Here is a 25,187-nt window from a genome sequence, read left to right as displayed (position 1 = left end):
ATGCCATTTTTCCTTTTTCATCACAGACCGAGGGCCGCCTGATGACGCTCACCGTGAATCGCCTCCATTTCGGCTACCAGCACAAGACCATCTTCGAGGAGATCTCCTTCTCCCTCCCCCGGGGCAAGCTGGTGGGGATCGTCGGTCCCAACGGGGGCGGCAAGTCCACCCTGCTCAAACTGCTGGCGGGCCAGGAGCAGCCCCAGTCCGGGGAGATACTGCTCAAGGGCAAGCCCCTGTCGAGCTACGGCATGAAGGCCCTGGCCCGGGAGCTCGCCTACCTGCCCCAGCGCCCCCTGGTCCCCCCCGGCATCCGGGTCGAGCAGCTGGTGCAGTACGGTCGCCACCCCCACCAGGGCTGGTTCAATCAGTGGAGCGACGAGGATGCCCGCATGGTGCGCTGGGCCCGGGAGCGGATGCAGCTTGATGCCATCTGGCACCAGAGCGCCAGTTCGCTGTCCGGCGGTCAGGCCCAGCGGGTCTGGCTCGCCATGGTGCTGGCCCAGGACGCGGACATCATCCTGCTGGACGAGCCCACCAGCGCCCTGGACATCGGTCACCAGACCGAGGTGATGGAGGCCATCCACCGGGTCGCCGCCGAGGGCAAGACGGTGCTCATCGTCATCCACGATCTCGCCACCGCCGCCCGCTACTGCGACGAGCTGATCGCCCTGGGAGATGGCGGGATCCAGGCCATGGGCCCAGCCCGGGAGGTGGTGACCAAGCCCCTCATCGACCGTCTCTACCAGACCGACGTGGACATACTGCACGCCCCCGGCGACGGGGCCCCGGTCATCGTGCCACGCCGCCGGCATGGCCAAGAGGCGCACCTGGCGCACACCGGGGTGGACAGGCAACGGGCCTGAGACAGGCAGTAAAAAACCGCCATCACGGCGGTTTTTTCTTGTGATGGCTCAGAGCGCCAGCAGGCTGATCACGCCCCCCGGCAGGGCTTGCCAGTGCAGGGTGGCGCGCCAACGGGCGAGCAGGGCCGGCGTCAGCGGGTTTTTTAGCTCCAGGGTGAGGGTCTGGGACGTCATGGCGAGCCAGCGGGCGTCGAGAAAGTCAAAGTAACGCCCCACCCTGGGATACAGCGCCTTGAACAGGCTCTCCTTGGCGGAGAACACCAGGGTCAGCCCCTCTGCCAGAGTCAGCCCGGCGGTAGCGGCCCCCGCGGCCAGCCGTCCCCACTCTTCCTCATCGACGATACCGGGCCAGAGCGTGCATGCCTGCGCATCCTCGAGCCAGGCTTCCAGATCCAGACCCAGCCCGCCCTTGCCCGGGCGCACCGCACACAGAGCCACCCCCTCCCCTAAAAGCACGCTGTGGCTGATGCTGCCCTCCAGCCCCGCGGGCCAGAGTGGCTCGCGGGCCGCCCCGATGGCCACGGGATGCTCCGCCAGATCAAAGGGGCGCAAGGCCTCCCGGGCCGCGAGACGCCCCGCCAGAAACTCCCCGAGGCGCTTGGGGGCGGCGCCCTGCAATGACGGCGGCAGGGGGATGCCCTGCTCCCCAAAGCCGTCCGGCGAGAAGGCGGCGGGAGCGAAGCAGATCCGGTAGAGGGGGATGTCAGCCCGTCCCGGCATGAAAAAGGCATTGGATTGACGGACAAAGGGCCCGCCGAAAGTGGGGCAACGAGGCAATATCAAAGGCTCCTGACATGGGCCTGCGATGGTACCAAAGCTGCGCCCACCGACGCCACAAATACAAATGACAACGCTTCTCACTTGCTTTGTGGTAGCATATCCCCGCCCATTTGGGGCTGGCCGAGCGGCGCTCAGGCACTTTCCACAGGCTCCGGCCCACCGATTTCACCCATAAGGATGTCACCATGAAGATCTTCTCCCCGCTGGCCACCTTGCTGATGTTGGTCAGCCTGACGGGCGTTCAGGCCCTGGCGGGCAGCCGCCAGGTCATCGATGCCAACGGCCAATCCCAGACCGTCCCCGATGCCCCCGAGCGCATCGTGGTGCTGAGCGAACTCGATCTGGACAGCGCCCTGACCCTGGGGCTGCAGCCGGTGGGCACCGTCAACGGTCGCGGCCAGTCCACCCTGCCCCGCTATCTGCTGGACAAGGCGGGCAAGGAGATCGCCGTGGTCGGGGATCTGGACAACCCCAACCTGGAGAAACTCATCGATCTCGCGCCCGACCTCATCCTCACCGGCCAGACCAAGCCCGAGCTGCTGGCCCTGCTTCAGGAGATAGCCCCCACCGTCGTCACCGGCAACTGGGGCGAGCCCTGGAAAACCGTGTTCGGCCGCAGCGCCGACGCGATGAACCGCGGCGCCGAGGCCAAGGCCTTCCTCACCCGGTATGAGGCCCGCCTGGCGGAGGCCCGCAGCAAGCTTGCCAAGCATCAGGGCGAGCGCCTGAGCATAGTGCGCTGGAACCCCAAGGGCCCGAGCTACATGCACAGCGGCACCTTCGCCAGCAGCGTGGTGGAAGAGATGGGGCTGACCCGGCCGACCCACCAGATCGGTGACAAGACCCCCCACTCCCCGGCCCTGAGCCTCGAATCCCTCAACCTGCTGGACGGCGACTGGCTGGTGATCGGCACCCTGAGCGCCAGCGGCGATGCGGTGGATGCCATGAAGCAGGCCGAGCAGACCCCGGCCTTCCAGCAGCTCGGCGCCATCAAGAGCAAGCGCTTCGGCGCCGTGGACGGGTCGCTCTGGACCTCCACCGGCGGCCCCCAGGCGGCCCTCAAGGTGATCGACGACGTCGAGCAGCTGCTGGCCAAACCCGATGCGGCCCCCATCACCCAATAAGCCCGCGTGATTAGCGCCCACAAAGAAGCCCGCATCTGCGGGCTTCTTTTTTATCCATGGCTTTTAACGTCTATTCAGACAACCATTTATTCCGGCAAGGGCAGCGCCTTTCTGTCCAGCTTGCCGCTGCCGGTCTTGGGCAGGGCATCCAGCAGCATGAGCCGCGCCGGCACCATGTAGTGCGGCAGCGTCGCCTGCAGCCCCTTGCGCAGGGCGAGGCGATTGAGGGTCACCCCGCTTTTCGCCTCCACGTAGCCCACCAGCATGGCCTCGTCCCCCTCGCCCACCAGACGCACCGCCGCCTCCTGCACCCCGGCCTGGCGACGCAGCCCCGCCTCCACCTCGCCGAGCTCGATGCGAAAACCGCGCAGCTTGACCTGATCGTCGCGCCGTCCCAGATAGAGGAAGCGGTCCGCCCCCAGCCGCCGCACCCGATCGCCGGTGCGATAGAGGCGATGGGTGGCCAGGCGCAGGAAGGTGGCGCTGGTCAAGGCCGGCTTGCGCCAGTACCCCTCGCACAGGGCCGGGCTCTCGATGCAGAGCTCGCCGCACTCTCCCTCCGCCACCGGTTGCCCCGCCTCGTCCAGCACCCAGTGCCGATAGCCGGGCAGGCTGTGGCTGATGGTGATCTGGCCATCAGTCGGTGGCCAGCGCACCTCGCTCACCAGCGACCAGACGGTGGCCTCGGTCGGCCCATAGCAGTTCCACAGCCGCCGGGTGCGGGCACAGAGCTGCTCGGCCAATCCCAAATCCAGCGCCTCGCCACCACACAGGGCGGTGAGGGTATTGCGCCCCTGCCAGCCAGCCTTGAGCAGCATGCGCCAGCAGGCCGGGGTGGCCTGCAGCCAGTTGATGGAGGGGTCGGCCTCGAGCAAGGCCTGCATCCCCAGCGGATCCTTGTTGTGCTCGCCGCCGGCCACAGTGAGCCGGCCACCGCCCCAGAGCGGCCCCAGCATCTCCAGCAGGGAGATGTCGAAGGCCGGGGTGGTGATGAAGAGCCAGTGGCAGCTCGGTGAAAGTCCGAGCCGATCGCGGATCCCGTCGAGGAAGCAGAGCAGGGCCCGCCGGCTGATGACCACCCCCTTGGGCTCGCCGGTGGAGCCCGAGGTGAACATCATGTAGGCAGCCAGGGCGTCATCCACCTGGGGCCAGGAGACGGGCCCTGCCGCTGCCGGCCCGTCGAGGGTGCGCAGCGGACAGCCGAAAGCGGGAGCCGGCCTGTCGCCGTCGCAGATCACCGCCGACAGGCGCGCCTGACGGGCGATCCCCTGCAGCCGCTCCACCGGAAAATCCGGCTCAAGGGGCACGAAGGTGAGGCCGAGGCGCAGGCAAGCCAGCAGGCTGGCCACCAGATCGGGGCTGCGGGAGAGATAGAGGCCGACCCGCTCCCCCACCGTCAGCCCCTGCAATCGGGCGGCAATCTCGCCGACCCTGGCATTGAGCGCGCCATACCTGAGCCACTGCTCATCTGATCCGCCCTCACTGATGCCCTCTCCGCCCATACGGATGGCGGGGGCCAGCGGGGTGGCGGCCAGACAGGCGGCCAGCCGCGCCCCCAGGTTGGCCGCCCCCTTGGGAGCGACTCTCAGGGGTGACACGGCCGGAGCCTGATGCTTGATGGTCACCGTCATAGCGCGGCCTCCGTTTGGCGCACCAGCCAGTGCCGATAGAGCCTGCTGGGGGATGGGTGTGCCTTGAGGGTCTGCAGGGTGAGCGGCGCCCGATCCTGGCCAAACGCCTCGTTGAGGGCCGCCAGCAGGGCGAGCTGCTGCACCGAATCCACCCCGAGTTCACACAGGGTCTGCTGCCAGATGTCGGGCACGCCGCATTGGCGCTCCCACAGGGCCACCAGCGCACGGGCCTCGGCCGGCGGCTGAGCCAGGCCGGACTCAGCCTTGGTGGCGGCCACTTGTGTGACAGTCGATGGTGTGGCTGTCGCTGGCATGGCTGTAGATGGTGTGGCTGCTCCTTGCGCTGGGAACGGCGTGGCCGCCGCCACTCTGGCCGGTTGGCTCAGATCCGCCTGCGCCAGCCAGTAGAGCTCGGCCCGCCAGGCAGCCAGCACCGCCTCGGCCCGGACCTCGGGGATCTGCTCGCCGTCGAATTCGAGGCGCAGCTGGAGCGTCTCACCCCGACTGCTGACCACGAGCGACAGAGGAAGCTCCACCTTCTCCACCACGGTGCCGAATTGCGGCACCAGCTGGTGAGGTTCGGGGGCGACAGGGGCCGCCGGCATGGGGTAGTTCTCGAACACGAACAGACTCTGGAACTGGCGCGCCCGGCCTTTGGTCAGTGCCGCCAGCGACTGGGTACCGTGCTCATTGAGCGCCATCAGATCGGTCTGCAACCGGGCGATATGCTCGGCCAGGGTCAGCTCGGTGCGCCACGCCAGCGCCAGCGGCAGGCTGTTGATGTAGAGCCCGACGCTCGCGGTGATCTCCTCGATGGGGTAATCCCGGCCCGGGGTCACGTTGCCCACCAGGGTAACGGCATCGCCAGAGCGGCGTGCCAGCAGACGGTGCCAGGCATATTGGGCCAACAGGCCCGCGGTCACGCCAAGGTCGCGGGCACGGTTCGCGAGCAAGGTCGCCACCTCGGCCGACAACGCCGTGGCGCACACCGCCGGTCGCAGCTGGGTATGGCGCCCGCTTGCGCTCGCGTCCAGCGTCACCCCGAACAGGCAGGCGAGATCGTTAGGCGTTGCCAAGAGCTCGCCACGCCCCTGCCAGTAGGCATCGGCGCTGCGGGTTTGGCTGGCGATATGGCGGCCAAATTCGAGCCAGGCCGTATCCGACTCGCCCTGCGGCAGCAGGCCGTTCATCAGCGCCTGATAGGCGCGATGCAAGGAGCCCAGCAACACGGGGCCGCTCCAGCCATCCAGCACGCCGTGATGGACGCTGAAGATCACCTTGTGGTGATCGGGGGCCAATTTGAAACAGGCAAGGCGCAGCAGGGGCGCCTGCTCCAGCGGGATCGGGCGGGCCAGATCCTGCTGGCGATAGGCCTGGACCCGTGTCTCTGCATTTTCCACTTCAGACAAGTCCTCATAGTGGAATGGCAACTCGGCGTGCTTCAAGATGCGCTGCAGCGCCACCCCGTCCGCCAGTACCAGTTCGCTGCGAAGGGCCGGCCAGCGGGCGATCTGCCCCTGCCAGGCCTGACGGTAGACCGCCACGTCCAGCGGCTGGTGATAGGCGATCTCGGTCTGCAGGTGATAGGCGTGATCCCGGGGCAGCAACGCCCTGTGATGGAACATGCTCTGCTGAAGCGAGGTCATGGGCAGCAGGGTCTCCACCTCGCGCCCGCTCAGCACCCGATCGAGGGCGGCTTGCGAGAGAGCGATCCCCGGGAAGTCGCTCGGGGTGTGACGCGGAGCCTTCACCGTGCAGCAGTGCTCCACCAGCGCCGTCAGGTTGTCCGCCAGCCGCGCCATCAGGGCGTCGCTCGCCTGCTGGTTGAGGGCGCCCACCTGGCGCAGGGTGAGGCGGCCATCAAACACGCCCCCGTGCAGGCTGACCAGCTCGCGCGGCAGGTTGTCAGGGGACGTGGGGGCCCCCGGTGCCAGCGGCAGGGGTTGCCAGGCTTGGCTTGCAACGCCCTGATGGCTGACCCCCAGGTAGTTGAAGACCACCAGGGCTTCGGGCAGTGCCCAGCCACCTGGGTGGTGCAGCCGCAGGGCGTTGAAGCCCACCCCCTTGTCCGGCACGGCGCGCAGCTGCTCCTTGGTGGCGCACACCAGCGCATCCCATGCCCCGGTATCTTCCAGCGCCAGCGGATAGGTGCTGGTGAACCAGCCCAGGGTACGGCTCACGTCCAGTTCGGCATCGATGGCCTCACGGCCGTGTCCTTCCAGCATCACGCAGTGACGGCTGCCGTAACCCTGCTCGCTCAGGGTACGGGTCAGGGCCGCCAGCAGCAGGTCGGGTACCCGGGTGAAATAGGCCTGGTTGGCGGTGTCGATGAGACGGGCCGTGGTCTCCTGACTCAGTTGCAGCAGGCTGGCGGCGGCGCGGCCGTCGGCGGCGCGCGCCGCTTCCAGCAGGTGACCCTGGCTGCCTTCCCCCTGAGCCAGCCAGAAGCCAAGCTGCTCCTCTTCCCGTTTGGCATAGGCCGCGAGCCCCTCGCCCCACTGGCGATAGCTGCTGCCCTTGACGGGCAGTGGCTCGCCCCTGCTCACCCGTGCCAGATCCTCGGCCAGAATGCGCCAGGAGACCGCATCGATGACCAGGTGATGGAAGGCGAGAAAGAGCCCCTCCACCGTCTCACGCTCACCCTCCAGCTCCCCCTCCAGAGAGAGATTGCGCAGGCGGGCCCAGGCCAGGGTGTGGCCGCTGGCTGGGTCGAAATCTCCCTGCAGCTCGGTCAAGCGGGCCTGCAGCCCGGCCTCATCGAGATTGGCGGCATCCAGGGTCGGCAGCGGCGGCAATGGCAGTTCGGCCAGGTAGCGCTGGCCGGTCGGGGTCACCGCCAGGCGCAGGGCATCGTGGTGCTGGCGCAGGGTATCCAGCCAGCCGCGCAGGGCCTCATCGTCCACCTCTGCCGGCAGGCGCAGGATCACCCCCTGGTTCCAGTGACCGGACTTGGCAAAGCCCTGCTCGAAGAACCAGTGCTGAATGGGGTGGAGCGGGAACTCGCCGATCAGGCTGCCCTGCTCGCTTCTGTGGCTGACGGCCTGCTGCTGGCCGAGCTGGCGGCAGAGGCGGCGCACCGTCTTGGCTTCGAACACGTCCTTCACGCTGCAGTGCAGTCCCGCATCCCGCAACCGGGTGGTGAGCTGGATGCTGAGGATGGAGTCACCGCCTAAGCGGAAGAAGTCATCCTCCACCCCGAGCGGTTGCTTGAGCACCCCTTGCCAGATGGCAAGCACTGTCTGCTCCAGTTCGTTTTGCGGCTCGCCCTTGCTCTGCTGCCAGACGATGGCTGGCAGGCGGCGCAAGTCCAGCTTGCCGTTGGGGGTGAGCGGCATCTCGGGCAGCCAGCAGAGGCGCGCCGGCACCATGTATTCGGGCAGGCACTCGCCGGCTCGCTGCAGCAGGGCATCGCCGTCGGGCTCCCTTGCCCCGGCCTGCAAACAGGCATATGCCAGCAGGCGCCCCTCCTGCACCACCACCTTGATCTGGCGAATGGCCGGGCACAATTCGGCAAGCCGGGTCTCTATCTCCCCTGGCTCGATACGATAGCCGCGCAGCTTGATCTGCTCGTCTATCCGGCCCAGATACTGGATGTTGCCATCGCGGCGCAGCAGGGCCCGATCGCCGGTGCGATAGAGGCGATGGGGTCGATCCGCCAGCGCCAGCTCGATAAAGGCCTCCTGGGTACGCTCCGGCAGATTGAGGTAGCCGCGGGCCAGCCCCAGTCCCGCCAGGCAAAGCTCGCCGGGGACCCCCACCGGGCAGAGGTTGCCCGCCTCGTCCAGGATCAGCGCCTTCAGGTGGTTGACGGGGCGACCGATTGTGATGGGCGCCCCCGGGGTGAGCCGCGCGCAGAGCGCGGTGACGGTGCACTCGGTCGGGCCGTACATGTTGAAGAGCGCCACCCGCTCTCCCCAACGCTCCACCAGGCTGCTCGGGCACGCCTCGCCGCCAAAGCCGATGGCCTTGAGGGAACCGAGATCCGTCGGTGGCAACAGGTTCGCGAGCAAGGCGGTCGGCAAAATCATATGGCTGGCACCCCGAGCGATCGCGGCACCGATCACCCCCTCCCCCGGCTCGCCGAAGTGCAGGGCCGCGCCGCAGTACAGGGGCAGCAAGCTGGTCATGTTGCCCGCATCAAACGAGAGGGACATGCAGTTGAACATGGCGCCATTCTGATCAAGGGTGATGCGCTCGCCGTGATCCGCCATCAGGTTGACCAGGCTGCCCTGCTCCACCATGACCCCCTTGGGCAGGCCGGTGCTGCCGGAGGTGTAGATGATCTGGGCCAGCATGGCGGCGTCCCGAGGCAGTACGGGTGTGCTGGTTGGCATCTTGTCCAGCGCAAGCCCGTGCAGATCGTGATACTGGGCACCCGGGCCCGCCAGCGCCTCGCCAAGCCGCAGGTCCGGCACGCCCCCCAACACCAGGCTGATGGATGCATCGCCCAGGATATGGGCCAGCCGCTCGGCGGGATAGGCAGGATCCAGCGGCACATAGGCCGCCCCCGCCTTCCAGCAGGCGAGCAGGGCGATGACGAAGGCGACATCGCGTCTGGCCTGGATGCCGATGGCGGCGCCCGGGGTAATGCCGCAGGATTGCAGCCAGTGGGCCAGCCGGTTGGCACGCACCTCCAGCTCGCCATAGGTCAACGATTGCGCACCGTCGCTGACCGCCAGCGCGTCCGGCAACTGAATAGCGCGCCGCTCGATATGACAGAGCAGGGTGTCGCGGCTCGGGTAGTCTTGCGGCAGGTCAGCAAGCTCTGCGGCCAGCGCCGCCTGGTCGGTGCCCTCCTCTAGCGGCAACTGCCAGATGTCGGTCTCGGGGGCCGCCACCACGGCGCGCATCAGGTGAAGCAGGCGATCGGCGTAGGCCTGGATGGTCTCTCGCTCGAACAGGGCGGTGGCAAACAGCCAGTCCACCCGGACGGAGTCCATCAGCTCGGTCACCTTGACCGAGATGTCGGTCTTGGCCGGCAGCACAGGCGAGGTCTCCTCCACCAGCTGGCAGCCGGGGATGAGATCGTTGAAGTCCACCTTGGCCTGATAGACCAGCATGATCTGGAAGATGGGGTTGATGGCGGTGGTGCGATCGGCGCCGATGGCCTCGGCCAGCGCCTCGAAGCGGTAGAGCTGGTGATCAAAGGCCGCCAGATCCTCCTCCCGGCACTGCTGCAGATAGTCGACAAAGCTGGGCTTGCCGCTGAGTTGAGTGCGCAGCACCAGGGTATTGACGAAAAAGCCCACCAGCGACTCGATCTCGTGGCGCTCACGATAGGCGAGCGGGGTGCCGATCACCACCTCCTTCTCGCCGCTCTGGCGCACCATCAGCAGGGCAAACAGGGCGTGCAGACCGATAAAGTTGGAGGTGCTGTGGCGTTGGCAGAGGCGCTTGAAGCTCTCCCACAGCGCGTTGTCGATGGTGGAGAAGACCAGCTCGCCGCCGCTGTCCTGATGGGCCGGGCGCGGCTTGTCGAGCGGCAAACCGTGCACCTCGGGGCTGCCACCGAGCCGGTCGACCCAGAACGGCTTGAACTCGGCGTGATAATCGAGAAAACGCGGTGAGTTGAACCAGCGGGCATAGTCGATGTAGGTGAGCGGCAGCTCGCTCACCTGCAGGGGCTCGCGGTTCTGATGGGCAAGAAAGGCGCGCTTGAGATCCGCGAACATGTTCTTGACCGACCAGCCGTCGGAGATGATGTGGTGCTGGGTGATCAGCAGCACGTGCTCGCGGCTGCCCAGCCGAATAAGATGCACCCGGCTGAGATCCCCCTGGGTCAGGGAGAAGGGGCGCCCGATCTCCTCGCGCACCCGGCGAGCCACATAGGCTTCGCGCTCGGCAGCGGGCTCTGCGCTCACGTCCTCAATCTGCAGCTTGAAGGGCGTATGGGGCAGGATCTCCTGCGCCCCCCTGCCCGCTTCGTCCTTGATGAAGCGGGTACGCATGCTGGGGTGGCGGGCAAACAGGTGGTCGAAGGCAAACTCCAGCGCCGCCGTGTCCAGCTCTCCCTTGACGCGAAAATAGACCGGCATGTTGTAGAGGTGGGAGGCCTCCTCGTACTGCTCGATAAACCAGAGTCCGCTCTGGGACGACGAGAGCGGCCCCTGCAAGGCCCCCTCGGCCTCACGTTGCGCAAGAATGGGCGCCTCGAAGGCGGCGCGGGCCGCCAGGCAGCGCACCAGCTCATCCTTGTGGGCCTTGATGGTGGCGCCGATGGCAGGTGTCACCGCTTCCTTGCTCGACTGGGAGATAAGCTGGCCCTTGTCGTTCAGCGCCAGCTTCACCCCCTGCCGTTCCAGCTGTTTCAACAGCAAAATCATATTGTTCATCTGTTTCTCAAGCCTCAGGCACTCAGGGTGGCGCCGCCGTCGACGACCAGATCCTGCAGCGTGATGTGGCTGGCCAGATCCGAGGCCAGGAAGAGGACGGTATGGGCGATCTCCGCCGGAGTGGCGACCTTGCGCAGGGGGATGCCGAGCTTGAACTGCTCCGGCAGCCCGGCAATGGTGCGGGCCATGGCCTCCTCGCTTGGCAGCATGCCGCGCAGCATGGGGGTATCCGTCGAGCCCGGCGACACCAGGTTGGCGCGCACGCCGAAGGGGGCCAGCTCCAGCCCCACCGTCTGGGTCAGGCTGGTGACGGCCGCCTTGGAGGCGCAATAGGCCGCCATCTGCATGCGCGGCACATGGGCGGCGTTGGAGCCGATGGTAACGATGGCGCCGCGCCGCTGCCCCTTGAAGTGGGGCACCAGAGCCCGCAGCAGATAGAAGACGCCGCTGGCGTTGACCATCATGCAGTCGTGCCAGTCGTCATCGCTAAGAGTCTCGGTGGGGCCGAGGCGCAGCACCCCGGCCCCGTTCACCAGCACATCCAGCCCGCCGTCCGCCAGCAGCGCTGCGCAGCAGGCGTTGACCGCCTTCGAGTCGCCAATATCGAGCAGCCGGGTGGCATAGGGGTAGTCGGCTTCGGGAAACGCCAGATCCAGCCCCACCACACAGGCGCCGGCCGCCACGAACTGCGTCGCCACCTCGCGGCCGATGCCGCGCCCGGCCCCGGTCACCCAGACCCGCTTGCCAGTGAAATCAAAGGCCATTTTTTGCTGATCCTTCGTCATCTTGCTCATCACCACACCATCTCCACGCTCTCTTCGTCCTCGGCAAGCAGGCCGTCGAGGAAACGGCAGAAGTCATCCAGCCGAGGGTGATCGAACACGTCGGAAACCTTGACCTGCACCCCGAACTCGGCGCCGAGCCGGTTGACGATCTGGATGGTCTGCAGGGACTGGCCCCCCAGTTCGAAGAAGTTGTCGGCGGGCGCCATGGTGGCGAGCCCCAGGATCTGCTGCCAGATGGCGCCGACCCGGTTCTCGGTCTCGCTGCCCAGGGTCAACGCTTCGCCGCCCGCCTGGTACTGGGCCAGCAACCCCTTGCGATCCAGCTTGTTGGAGCCGGTGCGGGGCAGCTGGTCATAGTGGCGATAGTCGGTGGGGATCATGGCGGCAGGCAGCACCTTGGCCAGCTGCGCCTTGATGACCCGGCTGTCGCGCTCCGGCCCCGCCACGAAGGCCACCAGCCGGCGCACGCTGCCGATGCTCACCCCCTGCACGCAGGCCTCGTCCACCCCCGGCAGGGCCAGCAGCTGGGCCTCCACTTCGCCGGGCTGGATGCGATAGCCGCTTATCTTGAATTCGTTGTCGCGCCGACCGAGGTAGACCAGCCGACCAGCCACCAGGCGCACCCGATCGCCGGTGCGATAGACGGGCATCTGCTCCGCCCCAACCCGCAGGGTGCCAAAGCTCCCTTGCACGCCCCCCACGTAGCCATTGGCCAGCTGCGGGCCGAGCAGCACCAGCTCACCCTCGCTGGCGGGTTGCTCCCCTGCCCCGAGGATGAGCGCCTGCATGCCGGGCAGCGGCAGGCCGATAGGCAACTGGGCCAGGCTCGGATCTTCCTGCTGCAGCTCCTGGGTGGTCACCACCACGGTCGTTTCGGTGGGGCCGTAGGTGTTGAACAGGCGCACATCGGAGCGGCCCTGGCGCTGCCACTGGGCCAGCTGTTCGGGGTAGACCGCCTCGCCGCCGATGATGACGGTGGTAAGCCCGGCAGGAATGTGGGCCTGACCCGCCGTCAGCGCCACCACCCATTCGTTCCAGAACGCGGTGGGCAGGTCGAGGTGGGTGATCCCCATCTGCTCCACCCCGGCCGCAAAGGCGGGCATGGATTCGAGCAGGGCGTCGGTGCGCAGCACCAGGGTGGCACCGGCGCTCAGAGTGGCGAACACCTCCTCGATGCTGGCGTCGAAGTTGAAGGGGGCGAATTGCAGCATCCGCGCCTCTTCATCCAGGTGGTAGCGGCAGCGGGCGGCGGCGGCAAAGTGATCCAGCGCGCCGTGGCTCACTGCCACCCCCTTGGGCAGACCGGTCGAGCCCGAGGTGAACATCAGGTAGGCGACGGCGCGGCCGGCGGCCGGCTGGTTCAAGCGGTTATCGCTCACCAGATCCCCAACCAAGAGAGTACGCCCCTCAAACAGGCTGGCCAGCTTGTGGCGGTACTCGGCCTGGGTGATCAGGGTCTTGACCTCCCCCAGCCGCAGAATATGGCCCTGGCGCTCCAGCGGCTGCTCGGGGTCGAGCGGCACATAGACGGCGCCCGCCAGCAGCACCGCCAGCTGGGCGAAGATGGCCTGGGGGGTGCGGGCCAGCATGACCCCCACCTTGTCGCCGGGGACGACGCCTGCGGCCTGCAGGGCGGCCGCCATCTGTTCGGCTCTGGCCAGCAGCGCCTCGTAGCTGAAGCGGACCTCTCCCTGCGCCGTGCTCTGAATCAAGGCAATCTTGTGCGGGGTCTGGGCGGCGAAGTGGCAGAGCGCCTCCAGCACAGGCCGTGCCTTGATCACTTCATGGGTGGGGCCGGCGATCAGGGCGCTGGCGCGCTGCTCCGCCAGCCAGTCGGCCTTGAGGGTCCCCAGGGTCTGGGCGGGCTCGGCCAGCCAGCGGCCCAGCAGGGCAAACAGGGTATCGGCGATGGCCGCCAGATCCCCCTGCCGGTAGCAGCCGGGGTTGGCATCCAGATCCAGGCGTGGCTGGCCATCGACGCCGACCTGCACCTCGATGGTGAGATCCTCCACCGGGCCGGCGCTGATGTTGAGAATATGGGCAGATAGCGGCCCGAAGCGGCGAGCGTGATCGAACGGCATGATGTTGACCAGCGGGCCGAACATGCGTTTGTCGCCCCCCACCAGGCCAAGGTCGCGGCGCAGCAGCTCGTAGCGGTAGTGCTGGTGCTTGCGCACCCCGCGCTTGGCCTTGGCCACGGCGCCGGCGGCTCCCGCCAGATCCAGCCCCTCTTCGAGCTCCAGAGCAAGGGGGGTGATGTTCATCTGCATGCAGGGCACGGTCAACGATGCCGAGCCGATGCGGTTCATCATCATCAGGCCGAGCAGGGTCTTATCCTGGCCGCTCGACAGCGACAGCTGGGCAGAGAGGCCGGCCAGCAGCAGATCGGGCCAGCCCAGCTTGTGCTCGTCGGCAAAGCCGGTCAGGGATTGCCAGAGCGCCGCCGGCAGCGGGCGGCTCTCGCGGATAAATTCGGCGGCAATCGGCGCGCGGGTCTCGCCAAAAGATTTCACCTCGGGCCAGCCTTGCAGCTGCTCCTGCCAGAAGGCGCGAGCGGCGGCGTTCTTGCCGCTTAGCTCGCGGCTCGCCTCTTCGGCCAGCACCTCCGCCAGAGAGCCGAAGGGGGATGGGGAGTGCATCTCACCGGCCAGCCCCTCTGCATACAGTTCGGCGATGCGCTGGAACAGCAAGGTGGTGCCAAAGCCATCGAGGGCGATGTGGTGCACGCAGCTGTAGAGATAATCGCGGCCGGGGCCGCGCAAAAGGGCGAAGCGGCAGGGCGCCTCTTGGGTCAACTCGAACGGGCGGCGCAGATCGGCCCAGGCCCAGGCGCGGGCCAGCATCTCGTCATCGCGCTCGAGGGAGACCTCTTCATAGGCCAGGGGCAGCTCATGCGAGACGAAGCAGACCGCCTCCTTATCGTCTTCGAAGTGGCCCTTGAGCGCCTCGCACTCACACACCGCCTTGGCAAGGGCTGCGGCCAGCACGGCCGCCTCGACCTTGCCGTCGAAGGCGATGCACTCGGCGGTGTTGAACATCGCCTTGTCGTCGTTCAGCAGATGTCCGGACCAGAGCCCCTGCTGGGGGATGGTCAAGGGGAAGCGGTTCATGGGGTCACCTCCAGCGCCTGGGCTGCCAGCCTGGCCTCGATGAGGCGCCACCAGCCGTTGAGGGTCGGCAACTTGGCGAGATCCACGAAGCCGAGATCCACCCCGGCGGCGCGCCACTCGGTGAGCAGGGCCATGATCCGCACCGAATCCAGACCGTAGTCGATGAGGTTCTCGTCGGGGTCAAACTCCCCTTCATCCTCGTCGATGTGACTCAGCAGCCGCGCCTTGAGCCCCTCATACGTCAGCAACGGATTGGTGGACAACGGGTTGGCCTGGGCGGCAGAAGCGGAAGCTGGGGCAAGGGCCAGCACCTCCTCGCAGCGGATCACCTTGCCGCAGCGGGTCGCCACGTAGTCGAGCGCCATCTGGTGATCGGCCAGGGAGAAGTCCGCCACCCCGTCCGCCAGGAAGAAGGGCTGGATGTCGCGCATGAAGGCATCGCAGGCGGTCATCATGCAGCCGATATGGCCGTAGATGCCGCCGATGATCAGCTGATCCCGTCCCAGCGCTTTGAGCATCTGCTCCAGCTCGGAGCGCTGGAAGGCGCTGTAGCGCCACTTGACCAGCACTGTGTCGTCCCGCTCCGGGCGCAGCGCTGCCACCACCTGCTGCTGCTCGGGCCGATTGTTGAGCCCCGGGCCCCACATGTCGTTGAGCAGGGCGCGATCCTCAGGGGATTGATCCTTGGGCTGGGCGGTGTAGAAGACCGGAATGCCGAGGGCCTTGCACTGCTTGCGCGCGGCGGCCAGCTGCTCGGTCAGGGCCGCGATCATCGGGCTGTTTTCGCCATAGAAGGCGGTGAAGTACTCCTGCATGTCGTGGATCAGCAGGGCGGCGCGTTTGGGATCCAGGGTCCAGTCGACCTTGTTGGCCTTCCACTGGCTGGGCATGGCGTAATTGTTCAGGGTTGGGATAGCCATAACGTCATGATTCCTTTTTAGTTTTATGCGGTTGTCAGGGGGTTGGCGGCGATGAGGTGCGCAATGCGCGCCCGCAGCCCCTGCTTGTCAATCTTGCCCACCGCCGTCATGGGCAGGGCGTCCAGGGTTTCGAAACGGTCGGGCAGCTTGAAGTCCGCCACCCCGCGCTCGCGCAGAAACTTGCGCAAGGCCAGCGGCTTCAAGGCGGGATCCGTGCTGACGATAAAGGCGCAGCTCTTCTCCCCCATGGCGCTGTCGGGCATGGAGACCAGGGCCGCATGGGTGATGGCCGGGTGGTGCAGCAGCTGGTTTTCCACCTCTTCCGCCGCGATCTTCTCGCCGCCCCGGTTGATCTGATCCTTCTGCCGCCCTACTACTGTGAGGTAGCCATCGGCATCCTGTACCACCAGATCGCCGGAGCAGTAGAAGCCCTCGGCATCGAACACCCGGGCGTTGTGGGTCGGGCTCTGGTAGTAACCGCGGAAGGTGTAGGGACCGCGGGTGTGCAGGGCGCCAGGCTCGCCGGGAGCGACCGGGTTGCCCGCCTCATCGAGGATGCGCACCTCGTCGTCCGGGCTCATGGGGCGGCCCTGGGTGTGAATGATCTTCTCGTCGGGATCAGAGAGCCGGGTGTAGTTGACCAGCCCTTCCGCCATGCCGAACACCTGCTGCAGCCGGCAGCCGAGCAGCGGCCCAATCTTGCTGGCCACCGCCTCCCCCAGCTTGGCGCCGCCCACTTGCAGCAAGTCGAGGCTCTCGAGCTGAGTGCGCGCAGCGGGATCCGCTTCCGCGGCCTGCAGCCAGAGCGAGACCGCCGGCGGCACCAGCGAGGTAAGGTTGACCCGGTGACGGGCGATCAGCGGGAAACAGCTGATGGGGCTGGGGTCGGGCGCGAGCACCACGGTGCCGCCCGCCTCGAATACCCCCAAAGCGCCGGGAGAGCTCAGGGGGAAGTTGTGGGGCGCCGGCAGGGCGCACAGATAGCGGGTGTGGGGCCCCAATTCACAGATTTCATTGCTGCGGCGCACGCTATACAGGTAGTCATCGTGGGTTCGGGGAATGAGCTTGGGGGTGCCGGTGCTGCCGCCAGAGAGCTGGAAGAAGGCCACCTCGTTCGCCGGGGTTGGGGCAAAGGAGACGGATGGGGTGCCCCCCTCATCCCCCTCGCCAAGCCAGCGGGTCAGCCCCAGCTCCCCCGCGTCACCATCCAGCAGCACCAGCTCGGCGCCGATGCTTGTCAGCAGCTCGCTCTCGCGACCCTTGCTCGCAAACAGCGGATGGGTCAGCGAGCCGACAAAGAGGCGCGGTGTGATCTGCTCGGCATAAGAGAGGAGCTCCAGCCGGTTGTGGCTAAAGAGCGCGTTGACCGGCGCAATGCCGGCTTTCAGCAGGGCGAAGAACACCAGATAGAACTCGGCCACGTTGGGGAGCTGCACCAGAGCTGTGTCCCCTACCCCCAGGCCATGGCGGGCCAGATTTTCGGCCAGCTGGCTCGAGGCGGCGTCCAGTTCGCCATAGCTGAAGCGGCGCTCGCCGCAGAGGATAGCCTCGGCCTCGGGGGCCAGCTCGCACTGACGGGCCAGCATGGCGGTCAGCGGCTCGCCGCGCCAATAGCCCTTGGCGCGGTAGTGCTGGGCCAGCTCCTCGGGCCAGCGGGTATAGGGCAGGAAGCGGTTGGTATCGCTCATTGCGCGACCTCCGGACTCAGGTCCAGGGCTTTCAGATTTGGCTGCCCACTCGGCCAGCCCAGATATTGAAGCTGCGTCATTGCGCTACCTCCAAATCCAGGCCCAGGGCTTTTAGCATGGTACCCAGCTTGGTGCCGGTCTCGGCCCACTCCATCGCAGGATCCGAGCCCGCGACGATGCCGGCGCCGGCAAACAGCTCCACCTGATGGCCATCGAGCACCCCACAGCGGATCACCACGGCCCACTCGCCGTTGCCCTGGCTGTCGCACCAGCCGACGATGCCGCTGAACAGGGCGCGCCGGAAGGGCTCCTGCTCGTGGATAAACTGGCGGGCGAGTTCGGTGGGATAGCCACACAGGGCCGGGGTGGGATGGAGCTGGCAGGCAAGTGACAGCACCGATGCCTCGTCGCCGTGCAGCCGGCCGGCGATGGGGGTGCCCAGATGCCAGAGGGTATCCGTGCTCATCAGGGAGGGGTGAGCGGGGATCGCCAGCTCGCGGCAGTGAGGGGTCAGCACCCGGCGGATCTCGTCGATCACCAACTTGTGTTCATGCTGATCCTTGCGAGAGGCCAGCAGATCCCGGGCCACCATCTCGTCTTGCGCCGGCTCGCTCGCCCGTCTGGCGGATCCCGCCAACGGGTGGGTGAACACCTCTCCCCCGCTGACCCGCAGCAGCAGCTCCGGGCTGGCGCCGAGCAGGCGGCGGCCCTGGCCAAGCGGCAGGGAGAAGTGGAAGGCGTGGGGATTCTGGGCCATCAGACGGGTCATCACCCGCTTCGGGTCGGCGGGTTGATGCAGGGTGAGTGTCAGCTTGCGCGACAACACCACCTTGGACAGCCGGCCTTGTGCAAACGCATCCAGCGCCGCGCTGACCGAGGCCTGGAATTCGCTGGCCGGCGGGGTGCTCTGCACCGATATGACCCGGTTGGCCTCGACGGTCTGCTCCACTTCTGTCGCCGGTGTCGGCTCTGTCGGAGCCAGTTTCTCGCCCCGCTTATAGCGGCCGGGCACATAGAGGCAGGAGGCCTCTGCCGGGTCGAAGGCGAAGGCACCGATAAGCAGAGGGTTGGTCTGGCCGGCAGCCTTGGCGGCATCGAGGGCCAGGGTTATCTGCTGGGCCAGCAGGGGCCACTCGCAGGCGGGGGTGGTGATGGGTTGCCCCAGGTCAGTGGCACTGATCGTGCCCTGACCCGAGGTAAACAAGAAATCAGGCGACATCTTCGCCTCGGCAGGTGCGCCATTGTCCATTACACGAGTATTCACGTTACACCCTCAAAGAAGATTCAAAATGATAATGATTATCAGTTTGACTTTGTGCGGCGGTAAAATACTCGCTTTGAAATCACGGGGTCAATGGGATTTTAAGTCGATAAAACAGGACCTTGTCTGTGGACATTCCCTTGAGGGCGCCACGGCTGGCCTGCTGGCGGCGGTCAGCAAAACCTACCCGAATGAAAACGCATCGTCATCCCCATATGGGGGATGCGACAGAAACGGGAGAAAAGCACTCCACTGGCGGCCAACCCGCTTTGCCTCTAAGATGGCGCCATCTCTTGTGACAGCCCCGATAACGGAACCCTCCCATGTTGAAACACCTGCTTCTGCTCCCCTTCGCCCTGCTGCTGGCGGCCTGCTCGCTCACCCAGTACAACGTCAGCGAGAGGGAGATCAACCAGTACCTCCAAGAGAGGGTCGCATTCGAGAAACAGCTGGGGATCCCCGGCATCATGTCGAGCAAGATCCGCCTCGATGACATGGTGAGCCGCATCGGCCGCACCCAGGCCGACAAGGTCGAGCTGGATGCCGCTGGCGATCTGCAGGTGTCGAGCCCCCTTGGCAGCCAGCAGATGAAGATCCGCCTCTCCCTGCGCGCCCGCCCCGACTACGTGGCCGAGCAGGGGGCCATCTACCTGCGCGATCTGGAACTGCTATCCGTCAAGACAGAGCCGGCCGACGTGGGCGCCGCCCTCACCCCGCTGCTGCCCACCTTCAACCAGTCCCTCTCCCTCTTCCTCTCTCAGACCCCCGTCTATCGTCTTGATGGCGCCCGCCAGAGCGAGGCGCGGATCAAGGACAAGGTCGAGGCCCTCAAGGTAGAGCCGGGTCGTCTGGTGATCCCCTTCAAACTGATGTGATACCTGCCGCCGCGTCCCCCTCTCCCCCAACTCCCCGGGGCGCGGTTTTTTCTTCTCAAGCTTCCCCCTTTGCCCCATAATGCACACCATTCTCATTTAGATTCATGAGAAGCGTCATAATAAAATCAGATATATGGGTGAAAAGGACATGAGAAAAACCGTTCTGGTGCAGGCGATCGCCTGTGCGTTGCTTGGCAGTGCCGCGCACGCTGCCGTCAAAGTGGAAGACAAGACCTTCAACACCGCCGCCAACATGCTGGCCTACACCGAATTCGAGCTCTCCGGCGAGCCCCTGGCCGAGGCTCTCGGTCTGGATCTGGACGTGCTGGATGCCAACCGTGCCGACGAGCCCACCCCGTTCGACTTCGCCGCCGGCATCGAATCCTACGAATACTCCGAAGAGGCGATGTACGCCCTCAACTATCAATCCGGCATGGGCCCGCACCTGGTGAACGGGCCGCAAAACCTGGCTCGTGGCGGCACCCTGGCAGATCTCGGCAAGCGGGTACTGGCCATGGCCGATGCGGTCGGCTTCCCGGCCGATGAAGTGCCCCAGGGCATGTATCCCCTCTCCCTGCCCTACGCCTCCGCCAACCCGGAGTTTGCCCAGGCCGTGAACGCAGCCCCGGTCAACGGCGACCAGCTCACCATCAAGACCGCCAAGGGCAACGAGAAGAGCGTCAAGACCCAGGTGCCGACCTACTTCCGCGACTACGCCACCCTGCGCTGGAGCGGCAGTGACAACCTGCTGGTACCTGCGGCCGTGGGCGGCATCCTGCTCAAGGAAGTGATGTGGTCCCAGGACTTCCTCGGCGGCATGCACGTGGCCGAGACAGATGAAGAGGTGGAAGCCGCGTCCGCCACCATGGATCAGGACGGCAAGCACAAGCTCGGCGTCTCCGCCGCCGACGGCTTCAACGGCATGATGCTGACCGAACAGTCCATCGACAAGCTGGCCATCCTGCAGGGCCAGCTCGGCTTTGACGGCAAACATCTCGGTGCCAAGATTAGCCCCCAATACGATCCGGCCAAGGGCGTGGTCTACTTCCCCCATCAGGTGAAGGTGACCGAGACTGCCAAGAACGAGGTCGGCGCCATCGGCAAGCTGGACGTGGTGGATGGCTCCGCCCAGCTGCGCGACGCCTGGATGCTGCTGTGGCCGCTCTCCGAGTTCTACGCCTTCAGCGATCAGCGCAGCGCCAACACCAACCAGAACCCGGCCTTCCACGCCGTGTTTGACGGTGCCCCCTTCGCAGCAGCACCGTCCGCCAACAAGGGCAACGATCTGGGCAAGGCGGTGGCGGGCAGCGATGCCTTCTCCCTGGCCCTGAACCTCTCCAACCTGACCTTCAAGAACCTGCAGGCCCTGCACTTCGAGCCCAAGGCCGGCACCCTGGTGGACAGCTGGCAGGATGGCAAACAGGCCAAGCACGTCACCGCCTTCGACGCCGCCTACGCCCTGGTCGCCCTGCAGATCTTCCAGCGCGCCCAGGACGCCCTGCCGGTGGGCTACGCCGCCGGTGACAATGGCGAGCTGAACCTCAAGACCAGGCAGGGTCAGGAGGCGCTGGCCCTCATCACCAGACAGGCCGACTTCATCCTGGGTCAGCTCAAGGGGAGCAATGGCCTCATCCATGACGGCATCACCCTGGGCGGCAAGCCCGATGCCGGCCAGTCGGTCGAGACCCAGTTCGCCGCCATCCGCGGCCTGACCGCCGCCTTCCTAGCCACCTCGGATGCCAAGTACCGCACCGCGGCGCGCGAGCTGTTCATCGCCACCGACAAGGCCTACTTCAACCAGAAGGCCGGTACCTGGCTGGCGGGCAAGCAGGGTGAATACACCCCCTGGACCCAGGCCGCCATCTCCGGCGCCCTGCGCTCTGCCATGCTGAACCTGCGCAACGAAGGGGCCGAGAAGGCGCCCGAACTGGAACTCGCCACCCTGACCAAGCAGTACGTGAGCTGGTTCCGCGGCACCGTGAACGGCGGCATGCAGATGGCCGAATGGGTGGGCGACTCCGGCGAGAACCTGGTGGAAGGCGCAGGCCATGACACCGACGAGGACGGCGTGCCCCAGGTGACCGCCGCCGGTGGCAAGCACGGCACCGCCATGGTGATGGCTGGCAAGGCCGTGATCGGCGAGTGAACCCTGTAATACCCCATGAAAAAGGGAGCCTTTGGCTCCCTTTTTTTATCCTACCGTCAAGCTCACACCAGCTTGGCCAGCATCGGCTTGGTCACCAGCACTATGCCCTGCTCGGAGCGGTAGAAGCGGCGTGCATCTTCGTCCGCATTCTCCCCCACCACCAGGCCATCCGGCAGCTTGCAGCCCTTGTCCACCACCACCCTGCGCAAGCGGCAACCGGCCCCGATCTCGACCCCGGGGAAGATCACCGCCTGATCCAGGGTGCAGAAGGAGTGCACCCGCACATTGGTGAACAACACCGAGTTCAGCACGAAGGAGCCGCTGACGATGGAGCCCCCCGCGAACATGGAGTTGATGGTCATACCGTGCTGACCGTTTCTGTCCTGCACGAACTTGGCGGGCGGCGACATGTTCTGGCTGGTCCAGATGGGCCAGCTCTCATCGTAGATGTCGAGCTCGGGCACCACGGACGCGAGATCCATGTTCGCCTCCCAGAACGAGTCCAGGGTCCCCACATCGCGCCAGTAGGGTTTCTGCCCCTCCTTGGCGCCGACACAGGACATGTTGAACGGGTGGGCGAATGCCTTGCCCTCCCCCACGATGCGCGGGATCACGTCCATGCCGAAGTCATGCTTGGACTCCTGGTTGTGGATGTCCTCCTCCAGCAGCTGGTAGAGGTAATCCGCCTCGAAGATATAGATACCCATGGAGGCCAGGGAAACGTTCTCGTTACCCGGCATGGCGGGGGGGTTGGCCGGTTTCTCCACGAAGGCGCGGATCTTGCGCTGATCGTCGATGTCCATCACCCCGAAGGCGGAGGCCTCACAGCGCGGCACCTCGATGCAGGCCACCGTCACCTTGGCGCCGAGGCGCACGTGATCGAGCAGCATGGCGGCGTAGTCCATCTTGTAGATGTGGTCACCCGCCAGCACCACTATGTATTTGGGGCCGTAGTCGCGAATGATGTCCACGTTCTGGTAGATGGCGTCTGCTGTCCCGCGATACCAGTGCACTTCGTCCACCCGCTGCTGGGCGGGCAGCAAGTCGATGAACTCGTTCATCTGGTAGCGCAGGAAGGACCACCCGGACTGCAGGTGGCGCAACAGACTGTGAGACTTGTACTGGGTCACCACACCCACCCGGCGGATGCCGGAGTTGATGCAGTTTGAGAGCACGAAGTCGATGATGCGGAATTTACCGCCAAAATGGACGGCGGGTTTGGCACGGTTGTCGGTCAGTTGCTTCAGGCGACTGCCTCGTCCCCCTGCGAGCACCAAGGCCATACTCTGATTCAATAGCTGCCGCGCTTTGGCTGTGTTTACGGGTTCTAGCGACATATCTACCTCTGCTCTGTTGGGGCTGTTTTCAACCCATCTTCGCCTTTTTTTTTTGCTGTGAAAGTGGTTTCACTCACATTTAATCGCATTCCTCACCCCCCTTTTCAAGGAGTTGCGTGAGCACAGATGTCATACGACAACGAGTTGGTTAGAATTTCTACATCACAAACATCATCAAGGATGAAACGATGTTGAATAAACATGAGGGGAACCTGCTGCTGGTCAGCGCTCTGGTCTGCATCCCCATGCTGTTGCTGCAGGGGATATTGCTCGCGCCCCCCGTCTCGCCGCTCACCCTGCTGCTGGTCATGCTGACCACGATAACGGGGTTTGCCCTGCTGCTTTTTCTCTCACGCAGCCTGCACCGGGGCGAACGAGAGAGACAGGAGCAGCGCTGGCTGCAAGCATTGCAGCAGCGGGATCCCGCCATGCTGGACAGCCTGCAGGCACAAACGACTCTGCGCCAGCTGCTCGCCTCCTTCAATGAGGCCGAGCTCGATGCCCACCGCCAGATCACCGAGCTGCACAACCAGGCGACCCGTGACGAGATGACGGGGCTGTGCAATCGCCACGCCTTCCGACGCGATCTGACCGAGCTGCTGCAGCAGGAGAACACCCAGACCGCCATCCTGGTGCTGATCCGCGCCACCGAGCTCGGCAAGCTCAACGCCCAGCGCGGCTTCCAGTCCGGTGACGCCTATATCCGGGACATCGCCGCCCTCATCACCCAGACGGTGAGCCGCTTCCCCGGTCATCAGGTCTATCGCATCTCGGGGGCCGACTTCGCCGTCCTGATGCCGCCCCTGGCCCAGCTCCCCCCCCATCTGCTGGGGCGTGACCTGAAACTCGCCTTCGACAACTATCAGCACAACAACGGGCTGGAGAGTGCCGCCTACTCGGGCATGACCCGGCTCAGCAGCGAACAGAAGATAGAAGCCATTCTGGCCCGGGCGGACATGGCGCTGGCGCGCGCCCAGACGGAAGCGGTCAACGGCTGGGCCATCCAGCAGAGTGACGAGGTGGTCGAGGTGCAGGGCCAGCGCCACTGGACCCAGGTGCTGACCGAGCTGCTGGAGCAGGAGAACATCAGCTTCACCTGCCAGTCCATCCAGTCACTGCATCGCGGCATGATTGCCTATCACGAAATCTACCCTCGCTTTCACAGCGCCGACGGCACCGTGCTGCCGAGCGATACCCTGCTCGCCATGGCGCAGCGTCTGGACATGGTGCTGCGCCTGGCGCAGATGGTGGTTCGCCACGCCATTCGCCAGTACCGGGCCTTCGGCGGCCAGAGCAGCCGCTGGGGCCTCAACCTCCCGGGTACCTTGCTGCAGAGCAGCGCCTTCCTGATCTGGCTCGACCATCAGTTGCAAAAGGATCCCGACATCAGCGCCAACCTGGTGTTCGAGATGGATGAAGATCATCTGGAGCGCAACCTGACGGGGGCCAAACGGCTGTTCGAGCTGCTCAGACGCCACGGCAGCCGCTCGGCCATCTGCAACTTCGGCAAGGGAATCGGCTCCTTCAGCCTGTTTCGCGATCTCAAGCCTGACTACATCAAGCTGGATCCCGGCCTCATCACCGAGCTGGAGCAGGATCTCACCAATCAGCAGTTCGTGCGGATGATCGTCGACGTGTCACACCGCATGGGCTGCCTGGTGATCGCGGAAGGGGTGGAGCAGGTCGGGCAGAAGCAGATGCTGCAGAGCATGTATGTGGATGGCTTGCAGGGGTATCTGATCGCCCAGCCCCAGGAGATGGGGCCGGAAATGGTTCAGCAGACGCTCCTCACGGAGCACGCTTCAGCTTCAGCAGGGTCAGAATGATGTCGTTGAGCTGGCGATAGCGCTCCAGCTCCTTCTGGTCGTAGCGGGTCGCCAGCATGGTCGGGTTGTGGCGATGCTTGAGGTAACGGTTGATCTGCAGGCGGTTGAAGCCGGCCACCTTGTAGACCTGGCCCAGCAGGGCGTTGAGCTCCTCGTCGTCCAACCCGGCCTTGGCCAGGTAATCGGCCTGGGAGGGGCTCTCCAGCCGGCTGCTCTGCTTATCGAGGTGACCGCACTCCTGCAGGTAGGCAAGCCACTGTTCCACATAAAGCGGTTTGCAGCCGGCCAACAGGTTGAAATACCCCACCGCATCGCAGCGACACCCCGACAGCAGCACCAGGGCCAGCTCGTCGCTGTCGCACTGGAAGCTCACCGGGCCGCTCTGGCTCCAGTCCAGCGCCTGCACCCGGATCTGGGCCCGTGCCCCCGCTCGTGTGGTCACGTCAAAGACAAACATGTCAACTCCCGATCGGCAAAGGGATCATGATGGCCCATCCCAGTCACGG

15 protein-coding genes are annotated in these 25,187 nt (G+C 65.8%); 5 read left to right on the top strand and 10 right to left on the bottom strand.

The annotated features are described in order from the left end of the window. Positions 1-41 precede the first annotated feature (41 nt). On the top strand, positions 42-866 hold the full coding sequence (locus J9885_RS06385) for an amonabactin ABC transporter ATP-binding protein (protein ID WP_210548482.1): 825 nt from the start codon (positions 42-44) through the stop codon (positions 864-866). 48 nt (positions 867-914) lie between these two features. Here the strand turns inward: J9885_RS06385 and J9885_RS06380 are convergent, their stop codons facing one another. After that, on the bottom strand, positions 915-1,586 hold the full coding sequence (locus J9885_RS06380) for a 4'-phosphopantetheinyl transferase superfamily protein (RefSeq protein ID WP_210548481.1): 672 nt from the start codon (positions 1,584-1,586) through the stop codon (positions 915-917). A 245-nt stretch (positions 1,587-1,831) separates the two neighbouring features. On the opposite strand from J9885_RS06380, the gene J9885_RS06375 reads away from it, so the two are divergent. Then, positions 1,832-2,770 (top strand): iron-siderophore ABC transporter substrate-binding protein, encoded by a 939-nt coding sequence (locus J9885_RS06375; protein WP_210548480.1) that lies wholly within the window; start codon positions 1,832-1,834, stop codon positions 2,768-2,770. A gap of 86 nt (positions 2,771-2,856) precedes the next feature. Here the strand turns inward: J9885_RS06375 and amoH are convergent, their stop codons facing one another. The 7 genes from amoH to J9885_RS06340 all read right to left on the bottom strand — a co-directional run bounded on the left by amoH (position 2,857) and on the right by J9885_RS06340 (position 18,500). Further along, complete coding sequence (amoH, locus tag J9885_RS06370) at positions 2,857-4,401, bottom strand: amonabactin biosynthesis glycine adenylation protein AmoH (protein WP_210548479.1); 1,545 nt, start codon at positions 4,399-4,401, stop codon at positions 2,857-2,859. Next, the gene (gene amoG, locus J9885_RS06365; RefSeq protein WP_210548478.1) at positions 4,398-10,733 is read right to left on the bottom strand and encodes an amonabactin biosynthesis non-ribosomal peptide synthetase AmoG; all 6,336 of its coding nucleotides are present in this window, start codon (positions 10,731-10,733) and stop codon (positions 4,398-4,400) included. The genes amoH and amoG overlap by 4 nt, the downstream gene beginning before the upstream one ends. Before the next feature lie 14 nt (positions 10,734-10,747). Then, positions 10,748-11,497, bottom strand: coding sequence for an amonabactin biosynthesis protein AmoA (gene amoA / locus J9885_RS06360; protein ID WP_210548925.1), 750 nt, complete (start codon positions 11,495-11,497; stop codon positions 10,748-10,750). 29 nt (positions 11,498-11,526) lie between these two features. Continuing rightward, positions 11,527-14,628: an amonabactin biosynthesis non-ribosomal peptide synthetase AmoF gene (amoF, locus tag J9885_RS06355; protein WP_210548477.1), complete on the bottom strand. Its 3,102-nt coding sequence runs from the start codon at positions 14,626-14,628 to the stop codon at positions 11,527-11,529. Continuing rightward, positions 14,625-15,548 (bottom strand): amonabactin biosynthesis bifunctional protein AmoB, encoded by a 924-nt coding sequence (amoB, locus tag J9885_RS06350; RefSeq protein ID WP_210548476.1) that lies wholly within the window; start codon positions 15,546-15,548, stop codon positions 14,625-14,627. Before amoB ends, amoF begins: the two co-directional genes overlap by 4 nt. A gap of 23 nt (positions 15,549-15,571) precedes the next feature. Continuing rightward, entirely contained in the window at positions 15,572-17,236 is a 1,665-nt protein-coding gene (locus J9885_RS06345; protein WP_210548475.1) for a (2,3-dihydroxybenzoyl)adenylate synthase, read from the bottom strand. A gap of 76 nt (positions 17,237-17,312) precedes the next feature. After that, complete coding sequence (locus tag J9885_RS06340) at positions 17,313-18,500, bottom strand: isochorismate synthase (RefSeq protein WP_210548474.1); 1,188 nt, start codon at positions 18,498-18,500, stop codon at positions 17,313-17,315. Between the two features lie 320 nt (positions 18,501-18,820). Between J9885_RS06340 and J9885_RS06335 the strand changes: the two genes are divergently transcribed. Both J9885_RS06335 and J9885_RS06330 read left to right on the top strand, forming a co-directional pair. Further along, positions 18,821-19,372: a lipoprotein gene (locus J9885_RS06335; protein ID WP_210548473.1), complete on the top strand. Its 552-nt coding sequence runs from the start codon at positions 18,821-18,823 to the stop codon at positions 19,370-19,372. Between the two features lie 148 nt (positions 19,373-19,520). Then, complete coding sequence (locus tag J9885_RS06330; protein WP_210548472.1) at positions 19,521-21,518, top strand: hypothetical protein; 1,998 nt, start codon at positions 19,521-19,523, stop codon at positions 21,516-21,518. A gap of 62 nt (positions 21,519-21,580) precedes the next feature. Here J9885_RS06330 and glgC read toward each other — a convergent pair whose 3' ends face one another. Continuing rightward, positions 21,581-22,855 carry a glucose-1-phosphate adenylyltransferase gene (glgC, locus tag J9885_RS06325; RefSeq protein ID WP_043761225.1) on the bottom strand — a complete coding sequence of 425 codons (1,275 nt, stop codon included), beginning with the start codon at positions 22,853-22,855 and terminating at the stop codon, positions 21,581-21,583. A 188-nt stretch (positions 22,856-23,043) separates the two neighbouring features. Between glgC and J9885_RS06320 the strand changes: the two genes are divergently transcribed. Next, positions 23,044-24,681, top strand: coding sequence for a GGDEF domain-containing protein (locus J9885_RS06320; protein ID WP_210548471.1), 1,638 nt, complete (start codon positions 23,044-23,046; stop codon positions 24,679-24,681). Here the strand turns inward: J9885_RS06320 and J9885_RS06315 are convergent. Then, positions 24,644-25,138: a hypothetical protein gene (locus J9885_RS06315; RefSeq protein ID WP_210548470.1), complete on the bottom strand. Its 495-nt coding sequence runs from the start codon at positions 25,136-25,138 to the stop codon at positions 24,644-24,646. The two genes, J9885_RS06320 and J9885_RS06315, sit on opposite strands and share 38 nt — an antisense overlap. Positions 25,139-25,187: the final 49 nt, after the last annotated feature.

It is taken from the genome of Aeromonas sp. SrichE-2G (assembly GCF_017939565.1).
GTDB classification, from domain to species: Bacteria; Pseudomonadota; Gammaproteobacteria; order Enterobacterales; family Aeromonadaceae; genus Aeromonas; species Aeromonas taiwanensis.
This window is presented reverse-complemented; position numbering and strand designations above follow the sequence as displayed.

Coding starts and splice junctions, on each gene's coding strand:
- J9885_RS06385 (WP_210548482.1), top strand. CDS start 42: ATGACGCTCACCGTGAATCGCCTCCATTTCGGCTACCAGCACAAGACC.
- J9885_RS06380 (WP_210548481.1), bottom strand. CDS start 1,586: ATGCCGGGACGGGCTGACATCCCCCTCTACCGGATCTGCTTCGCTCCC.
- J9885_RS06375 (WP_210548480.1), top strand. CDS start 1,832: ATGAAGATCTTCTCCCCGCTGGCCACCTTGCTGATGTTGGTCAGCCTG.
- amoH (WP_210548479.1), bottom strand. CDS start 4,401: ATGACGGTGACCATCAAGCATCAGGCTCCGGCCGTGTCACCCCTGAGA.
- amoG (WP_210548478.1), bottom strand. CDS start 10,733: ATGAACAATATGATTTTGCTGTTGAAACAGCTGGAACGGCAGGGGGTG.
- amoA (WP_210548925.1), bottom strand. CDS start 11,497: ATGGCCTTTGATTTCACTGGCAAGCGGGTCTGGGTGACCGGGGCCGGG.
- amoF (WP_210548477.1), bottom strand. CDS start 14,628: ATGAACCGCTTCCCCTTGACCATCCCCCAGCAGGGGCTCTGGTCCGGA.
- amoB (WP_210548476.1), bottom strand. CDS start 15,548: ATGGCTATCCCAACCCTGAACAATTACGCCATGCCCAGCCAGTGGAAG.
- J9885_RS06345 (WP_210548475.1), bottom strand. CDS start 17,236: ATGAGCGATACCAACCGCTTCCTGCCCTATACCCGCTGGCCCGAGGAG.
- J9885_RS06335 (WP_210548473.1), top strand. CDS start 18,821: ATGTTGAAACACCTGCTTCTGCTCCCCTTCGCCCTGCTGCTGGCGGCC.
- J9885_RS06330 (WP_210548472.1), top strand. CDS start 19,521: ATGAGAAAAACCGTTCTGGTGCAGGCGATCGCCTGTGCGTTGCTTGGC.
- glgC (WP_043761225.1), bottom strand. CDS start 22,855: ATGTCGCTAGAACCCGTAAACACAGCCAAAGCGCGGCAGCTATTGAAT.
- J9885_RS06320 (WP_210548471.1), top strand. CDS start 23,044: ATGTTGAATAAACATGAGGGGAACCTGCTGCTGGTCAGCGCTCTGGTC.
- J9885_RS06315 (WP_210548470.1), bottom strand. CDS start 25,138: ATGTTTGTCTTTGACGTGACCACACGAGCGGGGGCACGGGCCCAGATC.